19 protein-coding genes are annotated in these 17,903 nt (G+C 59.1%); 8 read left to right on the plus strand and 11 right to left on the minus strand.

From position 1 onward, the window contains the following. Positions 1-58 precede the first annotated feature (58 nt). The 3 genes from CCR96_RS00750 (at position 59) to pufA (CCR96_RS00760) (ending at position 1,260) form a co-directional block, all read left to right on the plus strand. On the plus strand, positions 59-517 hold the full coding sequence (locus CCR96_RS00750) for a hypothetical protein (RefSeq protein ID WP_201215120.1): 459 nt from the start codon (positions 59-61) through the stop codon (positions 515-517). A 253-nt stretch (positions 518-770) separates the two neighbouring features. Further along, entirely contained in the window at positions 771-914 is a 144-nt protein-coding gene (gene pufB / locus CCR96_RS00755) for a light-harvesting antenna LH1, beta subunit (RefSeq protein WP_201215121.1), read from the plus strand. Positions 915-993: 79 nt separating this feature from the next. Continuing rightward, positions 994-1,260, plus strand: a complete 267-nt coding sequence (gene pufA, locus CCR96_RS00760; RefSeq protein ID WP_201215122.1) for a light-harvesting antenna LH1, alpha subunit — start codon at positions 994-996, stop codon at positions 1,258-1,260. Between the two features lie 197 nt (positions 1,261-1,457). Here the strand turns inward: pufA (CCR96_RS00760) and CCR96_RS00765 are convergent, their stop codons facing one another. Together CCR96_RS00765 and crtY are read right to left on the minus strand one after the other, a co-directional pair. Beyond that, the gene (locus CCR96_RS00765; protein WP_201215123.1) at positions 1,458-2,048 is read right to left on the minus strand and encodes a hypothetical protein; all 591 of its coding nucleotides are present in this window, start codon (positions 2,046-2,048) and stop codon (positions 1,458-1,460) included. 83 nt (positions 2,049-2,131) lie between these two features. Continuing rightward, entirely contained in the window at positions 2,132-3,304 is a 1,173-nt protein-coding gene (gene crtY / locus CCR96_RS00770; protein WP_201215124.1) for a lycopene beta-cyclase CrtY, read from the minus strand. Between the two features lie 329 nt (positions 3,305-3,633). On the opposite strand from crtY, the gene CCR96_RS00775 reads away from it, so the two are divergent. The 3 genes from CCR96_RS00775 (at position 3,634) to pufA (CCR96_RS00785) (ending at position 6,216) form a co-directional block, all read left to right on the plus strand. Beyond that, entirely contained in the window at positions 3,634-5,538 is a 1,905-nt protein-coding gene (locus tag CCR96_RS00775) for an FAD-dependent oxidoreductase (protein ID WP_201215125.1), read from the plus strand. 258 nt (positions 5,539-5,796) lie between these two features. Further along, entirely contained in the window at positions 5,797-5,940 is a 144-nt protein-coding gene (gene pufB / locus CCR96_RS00780; RefSeq protein ID WP_201215126.1) for a light-harvesting antenna LH1, beta subunit, read from the plus strand. 33 nt (positions 5,941-5,973) lie between these two features. Next, on the plus strand, positions 5,974-6,216 hold the full coding sequence (pufA, locus tag CCR96_RS00785) for a light-harvesting antenna LH1, alpha subunit (protein ID WP_201215127.1): 243 nt from the start codon (positions 5,974-5,976) through the stop codon (positions 6,214-6,216). Between the two features lie 314 nt (positions 6,217-6,530). Here pufA (CCR96_RS00785) and CCR96_RS00790 read toward each other — a convergent pair whose 3' ends face one another. The 6 genes from CCR96_RS00790 to CCR96_RS00815 all read right to left on the minus strand — a co-directional run bounded on the left by CCR96_RS00790 (position 6,531) and on the right by CCR96_RS00815 (position 12,029). Beyond that, positions 6,531-7,937, minus strand: coding sequence for a BCD family MFS transporter (locus tag CCR96_RS00790; RefSeq protein WP_201215128.1), 1,407 nt, complete (start codon positions 7,935-7,937; stop codon positions 6,531-6,533). A 165-nt stretch (positions 7,938-8,102) separates the two neighbouring features. Then, positions 8,103-9,221, minus strand: coding sequence for a methyltransferase (locus tag CCR96_RS00795; RefSeq protein ID WP_201215129.1), 1,119 nt, complete (start codon positions 9,219-9,221; stop codon positions 8,103-8,105). A 483-nt stretch (positions 9,222-9,704) separates the two neighbouring features. Beyond that, complete coding sequence (pufA, locus tag CCR96_RS00800) at positions 9,705-9,971, minus strand: light-harvesting antenna LH1, alpha subunit (protein ID WP_201215130.1); 267 nt, start codon at positions 9,969-9,971, stop codon at positions 9,705-9,707. A gap of 33 nt (positions 9,972-10,004) precedes the next feature. Then, positions 10,005-10,148, minus strand: coding sequence for a light-harvesting antenna LH1, beta subunit (gene pufB / locus CCR96_RS00805; protein ID WP_200244288.1), 144 nt, complete (start codon positions 10,146-10,148; stop codon positions 10,005-10,007). A 225-nt stretch (positions 10,149-10,373) separates the two neighbouring features. Further along, positions 10,374-11,267: a polyprenyl synthetase family protein gene (locus CCR96_RS00810; RefSeq protein WP_201215131.1), complete on the minus strand. Its 894-nt coding sequence runs from the start codon at positions 11,265-11,267 to the stop codon at positions 10,374-10,376. 273 nt (positions 11,268-11,540) lie between these two features. After that, positions 11,541-12,029 carry a hypothetical protein gene (locus tag CCR96_RS00815; RefSeq protein WP_338035786.1) on the minus strand — a complete coding sequence of 163 codons (489 nt, stop codon included), beginning with the start codon at positions 12,027-12,029 and terminating at the stop codon, positions 11,541-11,543. A 61-nt stretch (positions 12,030-12,090) separates the two neighbouring features. On the opposite strand from CCR96_RS00815, the gene CCR96_RS00820 reads away from it, so the two are divergent. Further along, positions 12,091-13,386 (plus strand): dicarboxylate/amino acid:cation symporter, encoded by a 1,296-nt coding sequence (locus CCR96_RS00820; RefSeq protein ID WP_201215132.1) that lies wholly within the window; start codon positions 12,091-12,093, stop codon positions 13,384-13,386. 164 nt (positions 13,387-13,550) lie between these two features. On the opposite strand, the gene CCR96_RS00825 is transcribed toward CCR96_RS00820, so the two are convergent. Further along, on the minus strand, positions 13,551-14,186 hold the full coding sequence (locus CCR96_RS00825; protein ID WP_201215133.1) for a cytochrome c3 family protein: 636 nt from the start codon (positions 14,184-14,186) through the stop codon (positions 13,551-13,553). Beyond that, entirely contained in the window at positions 14,183-15,802 is a 1,620-nt protein-coding gene (locus CCR96_RS00830; RefSeq protein ID WP_242518264.1) for a multiheme c-type cytochrome, read from the minus strand. The genes CCR96_RS00825 and CCR96_RS00830 overlap by 4 nt, the downstream gene beginning before the upstream one ends. Before the next feature lie 334 nt (positions 15,803-16,136). Here CCR96_RS00830 and CCR96_RS00835 point away from each other — a divergent pair, with 334 nt between their 5' ends. After that, positions 16,137-17,435, plus strand: a complete 1,299-nt coding sequence (locus tag CCR96_RS00835) for a cytochrome c family protein (RefSeq protein WP_242518266.1) — start codon at positions 16,137-16,139, stop codon at positions 17,433-17,435. An 87-nt stretch (positions 17,436-17,522) separates the two neighbouring features. Here CCR96_RS00835 and CCR96_RS25440 read toward each other — a convergent pair whose 3' ends face one another. Beyond that, complete coding sequence (locus tag CCR96_RS25440; RefSeq protein ID WP_420827239.1) at positions 17,523-17,882, minus strand: DUF29 family protein; 360 nt, start codon at positions 17,880-17,882, stop codon at positions 17,523-17,525. Between the last annotated feature and the right edge of the window lie 21 nt (positions 17,883-17,903).

Raw genomic sequence — 17,903 nt, forward strand, 5'->3', positions numbered from 1 at the left:
ACAAGAGCCAACCGCCCCCTTCAGCACCTCATCATCGTTACGAGGAGTCGCAGACCCGATGAAGTATACCGCTAGACGTACCTGGCCCGAAAAATCCAAATCCTGGGAATACCTGGGTGAATCCGACAGTCTTGAAGACTTCGCCCTCGCCTTCGCCACCGACAAGGCACTCCCGGTCGACACCGAATTCGTCGTTATCGAGAAGGCTGGCGCCGAATCCGAGATCGAGTTCTTTAAGGTGACGCGAACCTCTCCTTACGGCCTCGTCACCGCTGCACCTCGGGTCGAGAGCGAGACGGGCTCAAGCAGCACCGCCGACACGGCGCCCGCTGCTGCCAAAGATGAGCAAACCGACAACGACGGCGGTGACGATAACTATGGTGGAGTCGAGGCCATTGCTGGAGCTTGGCGCGGCGTCATCGCCAACATCTTGATGTTCGTCAAGGCTGGCGGGGCGGCCTTCCTCTTCTTTTTGGCCGCGATCTTTCTTGCTAAATGGCTCTTCAACGCCTGGTGAGCGCTGGTGAGCGACTGCTGAACGCTTGCTAAGCACTTGGTCAAGCGAGCAGATTCGGCACAGACAACGCCTTGAGCAAAGATTTCTGTAACTTTTGCTTGACACTGAGAAGTGTCACGCTAAACTAACAAACCATGCACCGCAGCTGATGTTCGGAAACACACCAGCAACCACACAGCAGATGCGGTTTTCTAGGCACTCGTCTCGATGGCGCGCGCCGTGACTCGACCCCGTTAGATCGGAGGAACTCTCAATGGCCGAAACGAAGAACCTGTCCGGACTGACCGACGCACAAGCAAAGGAATTCCATGAGCATTGGAAGCATGGCACCTGGAGCTGGGTGATGATCGCTTCTGTTGTTCACGTGGTGACCTGGGTCTATCAGCCCTGGTTCTAAGCGCTAAGCGCCTCGATACCTCGAACGCATTTGCAGCTGATTGTGCTGCAGTCGCTAACCTTTATTTAGGAGAGATTCCATGCAAGTTCCTTATCTGATGGCTGACCCAACCATTGCAAAGCCCGATCATCCAGAAGAAGACTGGAAGATCTGGACCGTCATTAACCCAGCTACTTGGATGGTTCCTTTCTTTGCCATCCTGTTCGTGCAGATGTGGATCATTCACACCTATGCACTGAGCCTGCCAGGCTATGGCTGGAAAGATTCCGCACAAGCAGCTTATGATGCTCGCACCGCTGCAGTGGTTGAGCAGGTTCAAGGTCAGCAGATCGCTCAGGTCCAATAAGACCCTGCTTGATGCAGAGCGGCCCATCTCAGACTGAGCCGCTCATAGGACGAGATCAGCATTCGTCCGCTTAGGCACCAAGCCAAGGATTAATACACAGGGAAGTGGTAAACAGCGCCCGCAATGGGCGTTGTTTTGTTTGCGGAGAACGGAGATCAAACCTTCGAATCATCCCTGATCATCGAAGGTTGATCGCCTTAGGCTTGTGCGAGCCCTTGCGCTCGATGCCGCATCAGCAGCGTACAGCACACAGCACCCACGAAGATCGCGCTCCCCGTCGCCGCCAAACCGATCAGGTTCTCCGCGACCCCTAAACTCGGGTCATAATCGCGATACCAGGCAACGCCAAGCACGAGTACTGCGCCGATCAGGTTGGAGCGCCCTGGCGTCAAACTCTGACGCCAGGCACTCGGCATGGTATGCAGAGAAAAGTGCAGGAATGCCAGTAGCGCCCCAAGCAGATAGAGGCTGTTGATCGCCCCATGCTGCAGAGGGCCCCATAGCTCGCGCTCGCTACCGAAGAAGGGGATCGCGCAGCCAAGCGCCAGCAGAACCAAGGCGATGGTGACGAAGCCACGCAGACAGCGCGAGCGAAAGGCATCGACATAGCACATCATCAGCATGGTCGCGCCCAGATAAATGGCCGCCTTGGTGATCACTGGCGCATCAATAACGCCTAGACTGAATGACTTGGGCACCGCGTAGACGCCGAGCAAGATCGCCGATGCGGCGATAACGAAGACCAGGACGAACGGAATAGGCCGACAATCGGCCGCGGATTCTGGCATGACAGACACTCTCTCGTGATGGGTGTAGAACTGCGCCACAACTGCTGAGCACAGTCGCTCGGTAAAGACTGATGAAGGATTGACTAGGGCTGTTCTGGGGTTCGCGCCCGGCGTCCCCAGCCTTTTGGCGTCCAGGGGGCACCGACATACATGATCCGCCACCAATCGACCAAGGTCGTCTCCATCGCGAAGAAGCGATGAATCACCGCGTCTGGCAGCAAATAGAAGCGCTCCATCAAGCGCCGCCGCTTATCATCATGGAACCAGCGGAACATGAGCAGATTCAGCGCCGCCAAGAAGATCGACTGGAAGCGCAGGTAGCGCGTCAAGCGCCGCCAATCCCGGCCAAAGAGGTCATCGATCGGCGTCTTCGCGAGATGCTCGGCTAAGCGCGAAGCCGCGGCCAATGAATAGCCTGTGCTCGGATTGAACCAGCCCCCGGCATAGCCCGCTAGGATCGGCGCCTCGGACTTAGGATGAAAGGTGCTGAGCGCCGGCATCGGCAAGACACCAACCTCGGTGCGCAAGACCGCGTCAATCTCCAAACCAAACGCAGGCGCCTCAGCCAAAATCGCGGCGCTGATCGCTTCGACATCCAGATCCGGGCGATTGGAGAAATAGGTATCTTCGATCAGCACCCGATCCTCAGCGAAGGGCAGGATATAGAAGAAGCGAAAGCCATCACGCTGCTGACAACGTGAATCCATCAGGATCGGCACTCTCGTCGGCGCAGCACGGCTGAGACGACATTCAAGACCCACGAATTTCTGATATCCCCCACCTGGACTGTTAGCCCCTTGCTCTGGTCCACGCGCATCGATCACCACACGCCCGTGCAACCGCGAGCCATCGGCAAGCTCAACCTCTTTCGCCCGCACCTGGCGCACATCGGTCTCGAGCCGCAGCTCAATCCGCGGTGAGGCATCGGCAACAGCGCGCACGACCCGATCGAGGTGCTCAGAGCTCAGCGAGCGATAGGCGCCCTTGACCCAACGCGAGGATGCTTTGAAAAACAGCTGATAGCCCGGCCACTCATACTCGATTAGGGGGCTGGCCCAAGCGAAGGCTGAGGCTGGCAGATCGCGCGCTTGGAAAGACCAGATATGGTTGCCACCGATGGCGGCGTCGCGCTCAAGCAAGATGATCGATGCATCTGGCCGCCGCTCGGCGAGGGCCAGCAGGATGAGGGCATTTTGGAGGCCACCGCCGACAAGCAAATAATCGGCGTCGACCCGCGGTTGTTCCTGGGTGGTCATGGCTATGATCGCGGGATTCTAGAGCGGAGAGAAGGGGAAACAGGGAAGGAAACACGAATCGCAAGCTCAGCCCGGACTCCAACCGGCCGACGCCCACGACGGCCTAGATTACCATGCTAACGACAGGCTAGTAGCAACCCTGGCGCCCCCGCCGATGGTTGCTTGATGACCGTCAGCGCCCACTGCACAAGCTGTCGCTAGACTTCCAGACAGTCCTTATCCCATCCCTCCCATTCCTGTCCGGGCTCGGATCATGCCTGCATGCGGCGCACGTCGGCCGTGGCATCGCCTCCCATCCCGGACGCTGCCTTGTCGTTCCGGAGAACAGCATGCACCGTCGCCACTTCATTCGAAATGTTGGGCTCATCACCGTTACCGGCGCCGCGCTTGGCGGTGCTGGCTTGTACGCTATCCAGCCGCGGCGCTCTACCCTACCCTTTGCCTCCGACCAGAATGCAACGCTGCCACTGAGCCCAAGCACCAAAAAGCGGGTGGTGGTGGTCGGCGGCGGGCTCGCCGGCATTGCCGCGAGCTATGAGCTTGCCAAGCGTGGCTTTGACGTCACCCTGGTCGAGCGCTCCAGCAATCTTGGCGGGCGGCTCACCGGTTGGGATGTCGACGTCAACGGCGAGACCATGGCCACCGAGCACGGCTTTCATGGCTTCTTCAATCAGTACTACAACCTCAACGGACTACTCGCCGAGAACGGTCTGCGTGACAACTTCAAGCCGGTCTTGGATTACCCGGTCATCTTCAAAGACCCGGCCAAAGGCACCGAGAGCTTTACCAACACCACAACCCTATTCCCCTTCAACCTCTTCGCCGTCGTCAATCAGGCCAAGTCGGTCTCACTGCTCGACTTCAATAACCCGACCGGCCGGCTCTACGAGGTGATGCGCTACGATCCAGACAAGACCTTCGCGCGCCTCGACGACCTCGACTTCAAGACCTTCTGCGAGCGCGTCAACAAGCCGATGGTCGACACCATCATCGAGCCCTTTGCGCACACATCCTTCAACCAGTTTCATCAGTACTCGACCGCCGAGGGCATCAAGTTCTTCCATTTCTTCTTTCTCGGCAATCCCGATGGCATGGGCTACGACCAAACCATCGACGATGCCATGACCTCGGTGATCACCCCCTTGACCAACGCCCTCACCGAGCTGGGTGTGCGGGTCACCACCGGCGCCGAGGTCGATCGCTTAGTCGCCCAAGACGGCCGCATCAGCAAGGTCATCCTCAAGCGTCCTGGGGCCATTCTCGGCGCCGAGCACAGCATCGATGCCGCCGCTATCGGCAGCGACTGGACCCCGTTCTGGAATGGCTCCAACCTCTACTACGCCAAACGCGACGCGCAGGGTGAGATCCATGGCGTTTCTGGACGTTGCACCCACATGGGCTGCCCGGTTGGTCTCGACGCCGCCACCGGTGGCTTCGCCTGCCCCTGCCATGGCGCCAAGTACGATAGCAACGGCGTTCCCACTGCTGGGCCGACCATCGTGCCGCTAGTCGAGCTCGACGCCACCCCCACACCCGAGGGTCAGATCAAGCTCAGCGCACGCCCCGAGCAATCGAACATCGAGCTAGAAACGGACTATGTGGTACTCGCCTGCGATGTCCCCGGCGTCAAGGCCATCATCGCCCAGTCCGAGCTCCCGAGTCCCGAGCTGGTGAGCAGCGTTGAGCGCCTCGGCGTCGCTGATCCGTACATCGTCTGGCGACTCTGGCTCGACCGCGAATGCCCTCCGATGGCCGTGCCCTTCTATACCGTCAGCGGCTGGCGCTACACCGACTCGATCGCGATCTACTCGCAGATGCAACCCGAGTCGGAAGACTGGGCGCGTCGCCACCAGGGCTCGATCATCGAGCTACACGCCTATGCCGTCGAGCCGGAGAACGTCATCGACGAGGCCGAGATCAAACGCATCATGCGCGCCGAACTCGACGAGCTAATCCCCGAGCTGAAGGGCGCCAAGGTCGTCTACGACATCTACACGATGCAGGAGAACTTCCCCCGCTGGGCGCCAGGCGACTATGCCGGCCGCCCTGGCGTGCGGACGCCAATCGACAACCTCTTCCTCGCCGGCGACTACCTGCGACTCGAGGTGCCGGCTAACCTGATGGAGGCGGCAACCATGACCGGCCGTATAGCGGCCAATCAGGTTCTGGTCGCCGAAGGGCTGCGCGAGAATCCGATCCCAACCGTCGACCCCAAGGGGCCGCTCGCCTTGTAGATCAGCACTCGGCTCGCGGCTAACCACCGCGGGCCGCTCGTAACGCGTCAACGAGTCAAGCTGAGTTGACGCATTCGAACGAAAAAAGATGTAAATCGACCTTGACACACAGAGATGTCAGGTTAAACTAACACTCGTGGTTTGAGGCAACGTCAGCATCTGTACCGGGGCTGCAAAGCGCTCTTCCACACATCGAAGGACGGCGCAGAGATGTGCCGGACGGCACCTGAACCACAACCTTCACGAGAGGTTATTTCGATGGCTGAATCTAAAAATTTGTCGGGTCTGACCGACGAGCAAGCAAAAGAATTTCATGAGCACTGGAAGCATGGCACCTGGAGCTGGGTCATGATCGCCTCCGTCGTTCATGTGGTGACCTGGGTTTATCAACCCTGGTTCTAAACCGCTAGTCCAATTTCGACGAGGAGATATTCCATGCAAGTTCCTTATTTAATGGCCGACCCGACCATTGCAAAGCCAGACCATCCAGAAGAAGACTGGAAAATCTGGACCGTGATCAACCCAGCGACCTGGATGGTTCCTTTCTTTGCCATCCTGTTCGTGCAGATGTGGCTGGTTCACAGCTATGCACTGAGCCTGCCAGGCTACGGCTTCAAGGATTCTGTCCGCGTTGCTGAGCCCGTTGCTGTCGTCGCCCCCGCACCGGTCGCCGAATAAGCAGGTTGTCTTTCCTGACCGCGGGCTCGCCCTTCCAAGAGGGCACCGCGGTTAGACGAGCTGGCCTAGGCTAGCCATCCCCTCCCCTCCCCCTCCTTTCCCTTTCCTTTGCAGCAACCCACGCATGAGGCTTCTAAGCTTCAGCGCCTGTGGCCTTGCGCAGCACTCATCACTGCTGACGAGAACGAGCGATCCATCGCGTTAAGTGGCTATCCATTTTCTACTTCCCGATTATCACTCAACCATAACCCTTAATGGCCCACACATCGGGAAGACATTGATGGACCATTTCTAAGGCGCACAGCCTCTTAGGGTTAGGGCATCTGATCTAAGCCGAATTGTGTAGGGGTGCTGTTTGCCGCCTCCCGACGTCGACGCAACAGCAGCGGAATCAAGACAACCAAGGCGGCGAGCAGCAAGAGGATCTCGAGACTGTAGACGACACGATAGCCGAGTGATGGACTGGTCCATTCTGGCCCAAAGGTTCCATTGGCAGCCATTCCCGAGACGAGATCACGCAGCGCCCCACCTAGCGCAATCGCGACACCCTGTGCCGTTGCCTGAACCGCGCCCCAAGCGCCGAGCGCCAGTCCGACATGCCCACGTTCAGCAAGCTCCATCGCCGCGGTCAGCGTCCCAATCGCGAGCAGACCAGTCCCAAAGCCGATCAGCGCGGTCCCCATCCGGAACACCAAGGCTGACTCCATGGTCGCCGCAACAATCACAAGCAGGAAGGCGCAGACCCCCACCAAGGCACCAACGCTAGCCAGCTGATAGGCGTTCCCACCCCGGCTCAGGACATAACCAGACAAGGCAAAAGCGATAAAGGTGCCGCCGGCAAGGATTGCGGTCAGCGAGGTGGTTTGTGCAACCGTTAGCCCCAGCACCTGCGCGCCATAAGGCTCGAGCAGGATCTCCTGCATGCTGAAGCCGGCCGTGCCCAAACCAACAACGATCAGCAAGCGACTCGCATACCCTCCGCGTAGAAACGCGTTCCAGGTCTCGCGAAAGGGTGGTCGCGGAATCTTGGCCACGGCACGCTTGAGATCGATCGATTCCTGCTTCCAAGCCGCGATCAGATTCATGATGATGGTCGCCAAGGCCGCCGTATGCACGACCTCAACCAACTTCTTGTGCGAAAAGTCTTCGAGCAAATGGCCAAACAGCAGCGCACTGCCGACCATCCCAAGCAACAGCATCGAATAGAGCAGCGCAACGACTCGTGGCCGTTTCTCAGGTGTCGCCAAGTCCGTTGCCAAGGCCAAGCCGGCGGTCTGCACCGTATGCAGGCCCGCTCCAACCATGAGGAACGAGACACCGGCAAAGAACTGTCCGACGAAGATCAGGTCATTGGTCTCATCAGAGAGGATAAGAATCGAGTACGGCATGATCGCGAAGCCACCGTACTGCAACATGCTACCAAGCGCGATATAGGGCACGCGACGCCAGCCGAACGCCGAATGATGGTAATCCGAGCGATGTCCGATCAATGCGCGCAAGGGTGCAAAGACCAGCGGCAAGGCCACCATCAGCGAGACAAACCAGGCCGACACCCCAAGCTCGACGACCATGACGCGGTTCAAGGTGCCATACAGCAGCACCATCGCCATACCAACCGAGATCTGAAAGAGCGACAGACGCAGGATACGCTGCAGCGGCAACTCGGTCGTCCCAGCATCGGCAAACGGAAGGGTCAAGAGATACTTGGTCAAGCGATTCATAGCTCACTCCAAGGCAGACTCATTGCGGGCATCACCAACAGGATCGATGAGCAACAAAAGCAAGGAGCCTACCCATAGCTGAAGATGGAAGGCTGCGAAGATGGGGCAACAGGCAGACCAGCAAGCCGCCTTGCGGACATGCTCGCAATAGCCAGAGACCTAGGCTCAAGCAGCCTTGGCGACGATGAGCCGGGTTTGTAGCGGCCGGCGCGTGCGGACAAAACGAATCTGGTCGAATCCAGCCGCTTGCAGCATGGCACGATGCTCGCGCGGCGGACGCGTTCGCCCGCTGCCCATCGCCAGCAGATAGAGGCCAAAATAGGCATCGCCGACGGGTTCTACCCCAGGCGTCTCCGACATCGGCTCGGTAATGATCAGGGTGCCACCAGGCTCAAGCGCGGCCCGCACGGCACGCAAGATGGTCATCGCGCCGTCGTCGTTATGGTCCAGGATCACGCGCACCAAGGAAATGATATCGGCTCCACGCGGGAGCGGATCGACCTTGACGTTACCGCCAAAGACCTCAGCACGATTTTCGATGCCGGCGGCGCGGAAATGCTCACGCGCGCGTTCGACGACCGCAGGCAGATCAAACAGACGCAACTGCAGATGCGGCCAGCGCTGGGCGGCCTGCAGCAAGAACCGACCTTCACCACCACCAACGTCCATCAAGCAGCGATAACCGTTCAGCGGGAAGGCATCGAGCGTGTCCTCTGCGACGAAACCGCTCGACGCAGACATCAACAGACTGTATTCAGCGACCCGCTCATCACCATCGGCCGCCGGGTCCGCCGAGCCCGCATAGGACCAGTAGCGTCCAAGCTCGGTCTCGCTCAGTTCGCCTCGAAACAGCGCCAGCGGATCATCGAGATCGTGATACAGCATGCGATGATGGCGCACCATGGCGGCAATCCCTGGATTGCCCGGCATCGCAATCCCCAGCTTGCCAAGCCCGTAACGGCCATTGCCGCGCCGCTCTAGCAGGTCGATCGCCACTGCCGCGCGCAAGAAGCGATCGGCTGCGGCAGGCGTCATGCCCATCTTGCCGGCCAACTCCTCAGCGCTCCGCGGGCCATCGGCAAGCTCATCAAAGAGGCCAAGCTCGACACAGCCATAGAGAATCTGGGAATAGACGAAGCCAGCCGTGATATCAAAGAGTGCGCGGGCGCGCTTTGATGCCTCAAACTTGGTCAACGGAAAATCCGCCGCCCAACGCTGAAAGCTCGGACTGGCGAGCTTGCGATCGCGCCAAACGCGCCAACGCTCAAGGAATGGAAGCTGCAACTGGATACCTTCGCGAGTTGAACCGAGCGACAGAAAAGAAGGGTTTGCAAGTACGCTGAGCCACGACAAACAACTGCTACAAGACGCAGCTGTGACGACACTCAGGGTAAGCGCACCATCGAGTCGCCGATTTTACATGGCAGCGCCGTGCATCAACAATTGTTGACCATCAATGGATGCCGAAAACACTCACCTTCTTCATCCATACCATGGCCAGCAACAGCGCTGAGCCACACTCAAGCTCGCTCGAGTCATCCGGTCTCCCAGCCGCGCGAGGCAAGAAAGACGACGAAGCTTGCACAGCTGACAGCACGCAGCAATCGTGTCGCGACGACGCCCCATAACGAAACAACGCCCATTAAGGGCGTTGTTCATCACCTTCCCGGTGTCATGATCCTTGGCTTGGTGCCAAAGTGGACGATCGATGATCTCGTCCAGCGAGCGGTTCAACCTGAGGTGAACCGCCCTGCATCACGCATGATCTTATTGGACCTGCGCGATCTGCTGGCCTTGAACCTGCTCGATGACGGCGGCGGAGCGAGCGTCCACAGCGGCTTGAGCAGAATCCTTGAAGCCGTAGCCTGGCAGGCTCAGTGCATAACTGTGGACCAGCCACATCTGCACGAACAGGATGGCAAAGAAAGGAACCATCCAAGTCGCTGGGTTAATGACGGTCCAGATCTTCCAGTCTTCTTCTGGATGATCGGGCTTTGCAATGGTCGGGTCAGCCATCAGATAAGGAACTTGCATGGAATATCTCCTCGTCGAAATTGGACTAGCGGTTTAGAACCAGGGTTGATAAACCCAGGTCACCACATGAACGACGGAGGCGATCATGACCCAGCTCCAGGTACCATGCTTCCAGTGCTCGTGAAACTCTTTTGCTTGTTCGTCGGTCAGGCCGGACAGATTTTTGTTTTCAGCCATCGAAATAACCTCTCGTGAAGGTCGTTGTTCAGGTGCCGTCCGGCACATCTCTGCGCCGCACTTCGATGTGTAAAAAAGGATGCATCAGCCCTGGTACAGATGCTGTTGCTCGCTTAATCCACGAGTGTGAGTTTAACCTGACATCCCTGTGTGTCAAGTTCGATTTACATCTTTTTCGTTCGAATGCGTCAACTCAGCTTGACTGAGTATCACCGTCTGCTTGCCTCAGCCACGTGCGACTGCGAGCCGGCGCATGAAGTCTTCGCTCATGGGTGGCGGCAGCAGGCGCTGCATCTCACCAATCACTAAGGACTGCAGCTTTTCGGCGCCTGGACAGGACGGAATCGAATCCACGGCCTCAACGATCAAGCCGACAAGACGCTCAAGCGCACCATCGACCCCAAGCTCAGCGACAGCACTGGGTCGATTGTGCACCGCATCCTGCCCGACCGGCTTTCCTATCTCATCGGCATTGCCAGCCACATCACGGAGGTCATCAGCGACCTGATACGCCTCGCCGAGATTGGCCCCAAGGATGCGCCACTCGGCGGGATTTCGCCCCGCCGCCGCTGCGCCAGCCTCGGTTGCAGCCGCAAATAAGGCCGCCGTCTTCTGACGATGATACTCGCTTAGATCGACCCGCTCTTCGCACTCCCAGGCTTGGCCGGCGACAATGCCGTCTTTGAGACCGACCGCTCGGCCCACAATCATCAGAAGCGGGGCCAGGCGCTCTGGGTGGCGCAGCGTATGCCAAGCGAGATTCTCGAACGCGAGCACGATCAGCCCATCGCCAGCGAGCACCGCAAGCCGCTCCCCATAAGCACGGTGCACCGAGGGTTTTCCACGGCGGGTGTCCGCATCATCGAAACAGGGGAGATCGTCATGAACCAGCGAGGCACAGTGCAGCAACTCCAGGGACACCGCGGCCGCGTCAGTGACGGCTGGCGCGTCATCGCCACAGGCCATGGCGACAGCAAGACAGAGGCGCGGACGCACGCGCGATGCTGGGTTCAGTACCGCGTGACGCACGGCCTGTTGTAACAGAGGTGGCGAGTCATCACCCAAACCCTTGGAGAGGGCGGCCTCAAGCGACTGCTCGATCCGCTGTAAAACATCCATCAGCGTGTGTCCCCATAGAAGCGAATGGCTTTCAGGTCGCCGGCCCCACTGCGCCAAAAGCAAGTGTCAGAGCAGCCTGTTACCTACCGGTTAGGCCGTGTAAGATAGACAGCTACCTCAGGAGCGTCAAACGACCAGGATCAACTCTCGTCCTCTAAAACGCATCCACAAGGTCAGATTGGAGCGTGGCAGAAAGGTGGGAACGGATGCCGCAACCGTTGCGCATACCAGGGCCGACTATCCAGTCTGAGGTTGAGCAGGCCAACCGCGGGATTACCAGGGCCGATAGACCAGCCCCGGAATGCTGCGCTCGTCGAACTGGGCCGTCAGACCCTGGATAAGGGCCTCAAGCTCTTCACGATCGACATAGCGACCATAGGAGGCTTTGGCCGCGTCTAACGGTACCTCCACGTAGTATCGGTTTTGGTCCGGCTCCGGGAGAATCTGCAGCGCATGATCGTCGGAGCCAAGAATGCCAAGGTAATCATCCTCGGATTGCAGCCGATCGAGCATCTGTTCACAGATCGCTTTGGCGGTCATTTCCACCGCGCTCGTCGACGATACACGTTCGCCAGAGCGGTTGATGAGATAAAAGACGCGAAAATGCATGTTGGTATCTCTCGACGCCGATCGCCCTGCCCCTCTCGTAGCAAGCACCGGCATAACCGACGCATACTCAAGCGGTGCATAGCTGATGCACTCATCCACGGTCACCGCGTTCAGGCTCGACGCGAGTGATGGATCGACACCCCAGCCGTTCATAGTATCATCAGTTCACGATTTGTGAACATCTGCTGAATCTCTGGGCTCCGGAGCACCGCTTATGGCCTTGCTGAAACTCAAGCTGCACTGGCAGATCCTGATTGCCCTCGCCCTGGCCGTCATCGTTGGCTTGCTGGTTGGCGAGGACGGCAACCTGTTCGGCGTGACCTTCTTTGCGATCTTCGACTTCATCGGTCAGCTCTTCCTGAATGCCCTGAAGATGATCATCGTGCCGCTGATCGTCTCTTCGATCATCGTCGGCGTTGCCAGTATCGGCGATTCGGAGAACCTAGGGCGCCTCGGCGCTAAGACCATCGGCTACTACGCCCTGACCAGCCTCCTGGCCATCATCGTTGGACTCGCGGTGGTCAATCTGATCCAGCCTGGAGTCGTCGACGGCAGCGCGGAGGAGGTCTTCGGACTCAACGCCAACACCAGCGAGCTTGAGGCGCAGTTTGCCGATAAGGGCGCCGACGACATCGTCGCCATCTTCCTGCGCATGGTGCCAACCAATATCGTCGCCGCCGCGAGCAACGCGCAGATGCTCGGGCTGATCTTCTTCAGCATCCTCTACGGGTTCTTCATGACCCGGATCGCCAACCAGTACGCCGAGGCGCAGTACAACTTCTTCAACGGCATGTTTCAGATCATGATGCAGATCACCGATCTGGTCATGCGCTTCGCGCCGCTCGGCGTCTTTGCGTTGGTCGCCAAGACCGTCGCCAACACCGGCCTCGAGGCCTTTGGACCGCTGGCCTTATTCTTTTTTACCGTCGTCATCGCACTCGGCATCCATTTCGCCGTCACCCTGCCGCTGCTGCTGCGGTTCCTCGGGGGCGTCAGCCCACTGCGCCACTATCGAGCCGTCAGCCCGGCGCTACTGACCGCGTTCTCGACCGCATCCTCCTCGGCCACCCTGCCCCTGACCATGGAATGCGTCGAGAAGAATGCCGGCGTCTCGAACAAGACCAGCAGCTTCGTGCTCCCCCTCGGCGCCACGGTCAACATGGACGGCACCGCGCTCTATGAATGCGTCGCGGTCATGTTCATCGCCCAAGCCTATGGCATCGAACTCGGCTTAGCGACGCAATTCAGCGTGGTCCTGCTGGCACTGCTGACCTCGATCGGCGTTGCCGGCATTCCCGCCGCCAGCCTGGTTGCGATCGCCATCATCCTCTCCGCTGTCGGCCTGCCGCTCGAGGGTATCGGGCTGATCCTGGCCGTCGATCGTGTCCTCGATATGATGCGCACCGCGGTCAATGTCGCCGGCGACTCGGCCGGCGCGGTGATCATCGCCAAGTCAGAAGGCGAGGAAGGCATCCTTGAGGACGCTGTGCCGCAGCGCGTAACGGGATGAGCGCCACTGAACGCCTCGCAAGTCAAAGCAAATGCACCTCGAAAGAACACGGCCAATCAGCGCCGGTCGCGTCATCTTAGAAGCGGCCCCACTGGATCAGATCCAGTTCGTAAACGGGCGCGGGCGTTAGCGCCCGCCAACCCGCCCGAGCGCGATGAGCGAGGCTACTGCGTCTCACTGCTCAGCAGCTGGGCCGCAGTGCCCGGCTCAAGCCCAAACTCCTCCTCCACCATCGCATTCCAGGCCTCGCGCTTGAAGGTGTTCTCGCTCGGCACATGCCGATGCACCAGGTTGTAGTGGCAGTCGATGCAGCTCTTGCCCTCGGTCTCCTCTTGGTGGATCGCCGCTGTATTGGCCCGAACGCCCTGGATCGCCTCTAGGGTATGGCAGCGCTTGCAGGTGGCCGAATCGCGCTTGCGAAACCAGTCTCGGGCCGCAAATGCCGCCTCTGGCAGATGCAGCAGATTCACCACCGGGTCGTCGTAATCGGGCCCGAACAGCTGCTTGATCAGGTCCTTGGTGCCGATCGCATGGTCATAGGTGGCCATGATGATGCCTTCGGAGACATGGCAGTCGCCACAGCTCGCACGCACCCCAGACGGCGAGTTGTAGTGCGGTGTCGACTGATAGCTGTCATCGGCATAGGTCATCGAGTGGCAGGTGGTGCAGAACTCGTTTGAGCTGGTGTAGTGATCAAACTCGATGAGAAAGAACATGAACACCACACCACCAATGCCGCCGGCCACCAAGGCGAAGAGCACATGCCGGGTGATGAAGTGAGGCGCCTGGAGCTTGATCATTGGGCGGCCTCCTGATTCTCATCGGCAGCCGCAGAACCACTTTGCGGCTTGTCCTGAGCTAGGTTGGTGTCGGAGGCCACCGCAGTGGACGCATCGGATGCAGCATTGGGCACAGAGGTCGTATCGGCCGCTGCTGGCTCACTCACCACGGCAACCGCGGCCGGAACCAACTGCAGGGCTGCTGCCGGAACCTCTGCGGGCTCGACTGGCGGAGCTGCGGGCGCCGGAGGCGGCATCCAACCGAGGATCGGATTGGCCTGCTGCGGCTCACCCAGCCATTCATGCTGGCCGGTGCTCGCGAGCACTGGATCGATGATCTCTGCCGCCTGCTCACCCGCAGCGGCCCGTGCTTGCGGAAGGAAGCGGCTGTAGAAATTGCGCCCAACCAGGTACATCCCCTCCCACCAGGCATGATTGGCGCTCATCATCGAGGCACCATGGCGGGCCCGCGCACCCTCATCGTGCCAAAGCTCCCAATAGGTGAACTCAAGCGGCTCATCAAAGGGTAGCGGTGTCAGCAGGCCACGCTCGTAGAGGGCCGCCATGATGGCCTCGGCCGGCTCGCCAAACTTGCTGTTATACAACTCGACGACATTGTCGAATTGGGTCATGAAGCTCTCGGTGAAGGTCTTGCCGTGGCACTCCAGACACACCAGGCTCATCACCCCACGACGGCGGTCTGGCGCGATCACCGCCCGCACCTTGCCGGTGCTGCCATCCGGCTTCACAAGCTCGCTACCCCGCCGTGGTGGCGCCTCGGCATCCGACTGTTCGAGCTTACTGCCATCCTCAAACAGAATCAGATACTGCTTGTGCGACACCGGCTGATTGAGATTCCAGGCATTACGCAAGCCAACATCATGCGTGGCCGGAATCTTGCCCGCCGCGCCCATGTGGCACGTCGTGCAGGTGGGGGCCGCCGTGTAATCCTTGCCGGCGATCCAGGTCTCGCCATCCAGGTTCATCTGGTCGCGTTGCGCGGCATAGAGCATGCCGTGCTTGGACGCCTCGAACACCTCTTTATCCGGTGAGTCGGGGCCGGAATGGCAGCGCACACAGGCACTCGGCTCACGCGCCTGGGCCTTCGAGAAGGCATGACGGCCATGACAGGACGAACAGGAGCCCTTGGAACCGTCCGGGTTGACCCGACCGATACCCGAGTTGGGCCAGGTCGCCGGGTCGAGGGTGCCATCGCCAAGCACCTTGACCTCCGAGCCGTGACACTGATCGCAGCCCGCCGCCTGCATCGCGCCGCCAGTCAACTGATGCGCCAGCGCCGGGATGCGGGTTTTGATCTTCGCATAGGCCTCGGCGTGGACCGAGCCAGCCTGCTCCTCGTATTCCTTGGTGTGGCAGCGTCCGCAGTCCTTGGGCGAGACGATGGTCGCGATGATCTCGCCCTCATGCTCCATCGCATCGGCATCCGCGGCCTCGGCTTGATGGCAATCCAGGCAATTGACCCCGGCTTCTCGATGTGCGCTCTCATGCCACTGGCGCGTGAGCCCAGCCGATGATTTTTCATGACAGCTCACGCAGCGCTCGCCGGCCGGATTCCCCCAATGCTCGGAGGAGAGTTCGACCTTCGCCGCTTGCGTGGCGCTCGCCACGAACAGCATACAAAAACCCCAAAAAATAAGGGGCAAAGAACGCGGAAATGAGAATGACCACATCATCAAAACAAGCCTCATGACGCTGCAAGACAGGCAAAAGTTAAGCGAATCAAGGGTGCCAATTCATATAAATAAGTGAATACTTATTTTCTGAATCGCTGAAATAGATCACTCAACCACTATCGATCGCGGCCTGATTACAACAGCATCCCAAAGCAGCGGCAATCCAAGGTATTGACCTCGGGCATATTCGCCACCGATCATGCCATCCGACAATAGCTGTTGATGTTCATCGTCAACCGCAAAACCAAAAGCTGACTCCCGAAGGAGGATGACCCTGATGTTGCGTTCACTGTTCACCCATGCGATCGCGGCCAGCGCCCTGTTGCTGGCAACCGCGTCCACCCTCGCCGACGAGGCCGAACCCATCCACCATGTCTCGTCTGAGGTCTGCTCGAATTGCCACCAAGAGATCTATCGGCAGTGGAAGGGCTCGATGCATGCAAACAGCACCGCGCTCAAGGACCCGATCCACGGCACCTTCTACGAGATGGTCGCCGGCTCCCCGACCGAGGAAGGCGTCCTGCACAAGGCCTCTGGCAAATACCCCATCTGCCTGCAGTGTCATGCCCCCAATGCCGCGCTTGACAAGCGCACAAAATTGGATGCGAAGGTCGCCTATAACGAGGGAGTAAACTGCATCGCCTGTCATACCATGAAGCAATACAAAGGCATCAAGGGCGAGGACGGCAAGCTACAACTCGGCATCCAGGCCTATGAACTCTCGGATAAGCTACAAGCCCCGATTGGCATCAACAACGGAGTGAATCAACTTGCGGCCGCGAGTGGTGATCTATTCGGTGGTGCCGGGCTCGGCGGTAGCAGCTCCCAGAAGCCCAATCCACATCTCGGCGAGCCCATCATCTTCGATGGCCAGATCATCCCGGCCTTGCCAATGGAAGCGAATCCGCGCCTGATCAAGAGTTCCGATGCCTGCATGGGCTGCCATGACCAGCGCGACAACCCGCATGGCGTGCCGCTCTGCCAGACCGGCAATGAATACAGGGATAGCCTCTCGAATGTAAACTGCCTGTCCTGCCATATGCCGATTGCCAATGGTATCGCCGATCACAGCATGGGCGGCGGTCATGATCCGGCCATGGTCAGGCGCGCCCTGATCTTTGATGTCAATGCCGAGCCGAATGGCGACAACCTCAAAACCACCGTCTACCTGAAGAACCAGTTGCCGCACGCACTGCCCACCGGTGCCCCCTTCCGCAACATCTACATCAAGCTCACGGCTTACAACGATCAGGGCGAGGTTGTCTGGCAAAACGCCGAAGGTCATCCTGCCAAGTCCGACCCCCAGGCCTACCTGTCTTATGCCATCACCGACGACGAAGGCATGCCAGCCCCACCACCCATGGCCACCAAGGTTGGCGATGACACTCGACTCCGCCCCCATGAAGAGCGCGAACTGGTCTACGAAATCCCTGCCGAGGGCGTCGCCTTAGTGCGCGGCGAGGTGTTCTACAACCTACTCTGGCCGGGCCTAGTGAAGAAATTCAGCCATCTGCCAACCGAATTGACAGATCCGGTCATGATTGCTGAATACGAGCAGACGATTGCAGCGAATTAGACGCTGCGAAACCGGACGGCGGCGGCCTAACGCTGCCCCACGCAATGTTAGCCGCACCTTCGGGTGCGGTTTTTTATCCCCGCCAAACTAACGACCTATCGGAACAAAGTCTGTATCTAGGCATTCCTGCAACGAATAGGGACAGACTTCAGGAAGTTCCACCAACTCCCCATAGGCCTCAAACGACTTGAGCGCGCCACGACGCGCTTGTCGCCAAGCCTTATCGAACAAATCATCCACGTAGTGCTTAAGGCTAGGTGTCTCATCAAGGCGTGTCTGTGCTTGCGCACGAAACTCCACGATCTCATCGACCCACTTTCCTCTAGGAGCCTGCGCCGGTGGGTAGTGCTCTAGACGTGGTTTATCCGTAAAATCTGTAGAATAATATCGATATTTGCTTTTTATAAGGTTATTGTATGGCCGAGATCTCAGTGCTATGCCCGCAATGCGGTTCGGATCACGTCAAAA

Origin of the sequence: Halochromatium roseum (genome assembly GCF_016653315.1) — a bacterium.
In the GTDB taxonomy this organism is placed as follows: domain Bacteria; phylum Pseudomonadota; class Gammaproteobacteria; order Chromatiales; family Chromatiaceae; genus Lamprobacter; species Lamprobacter roseus.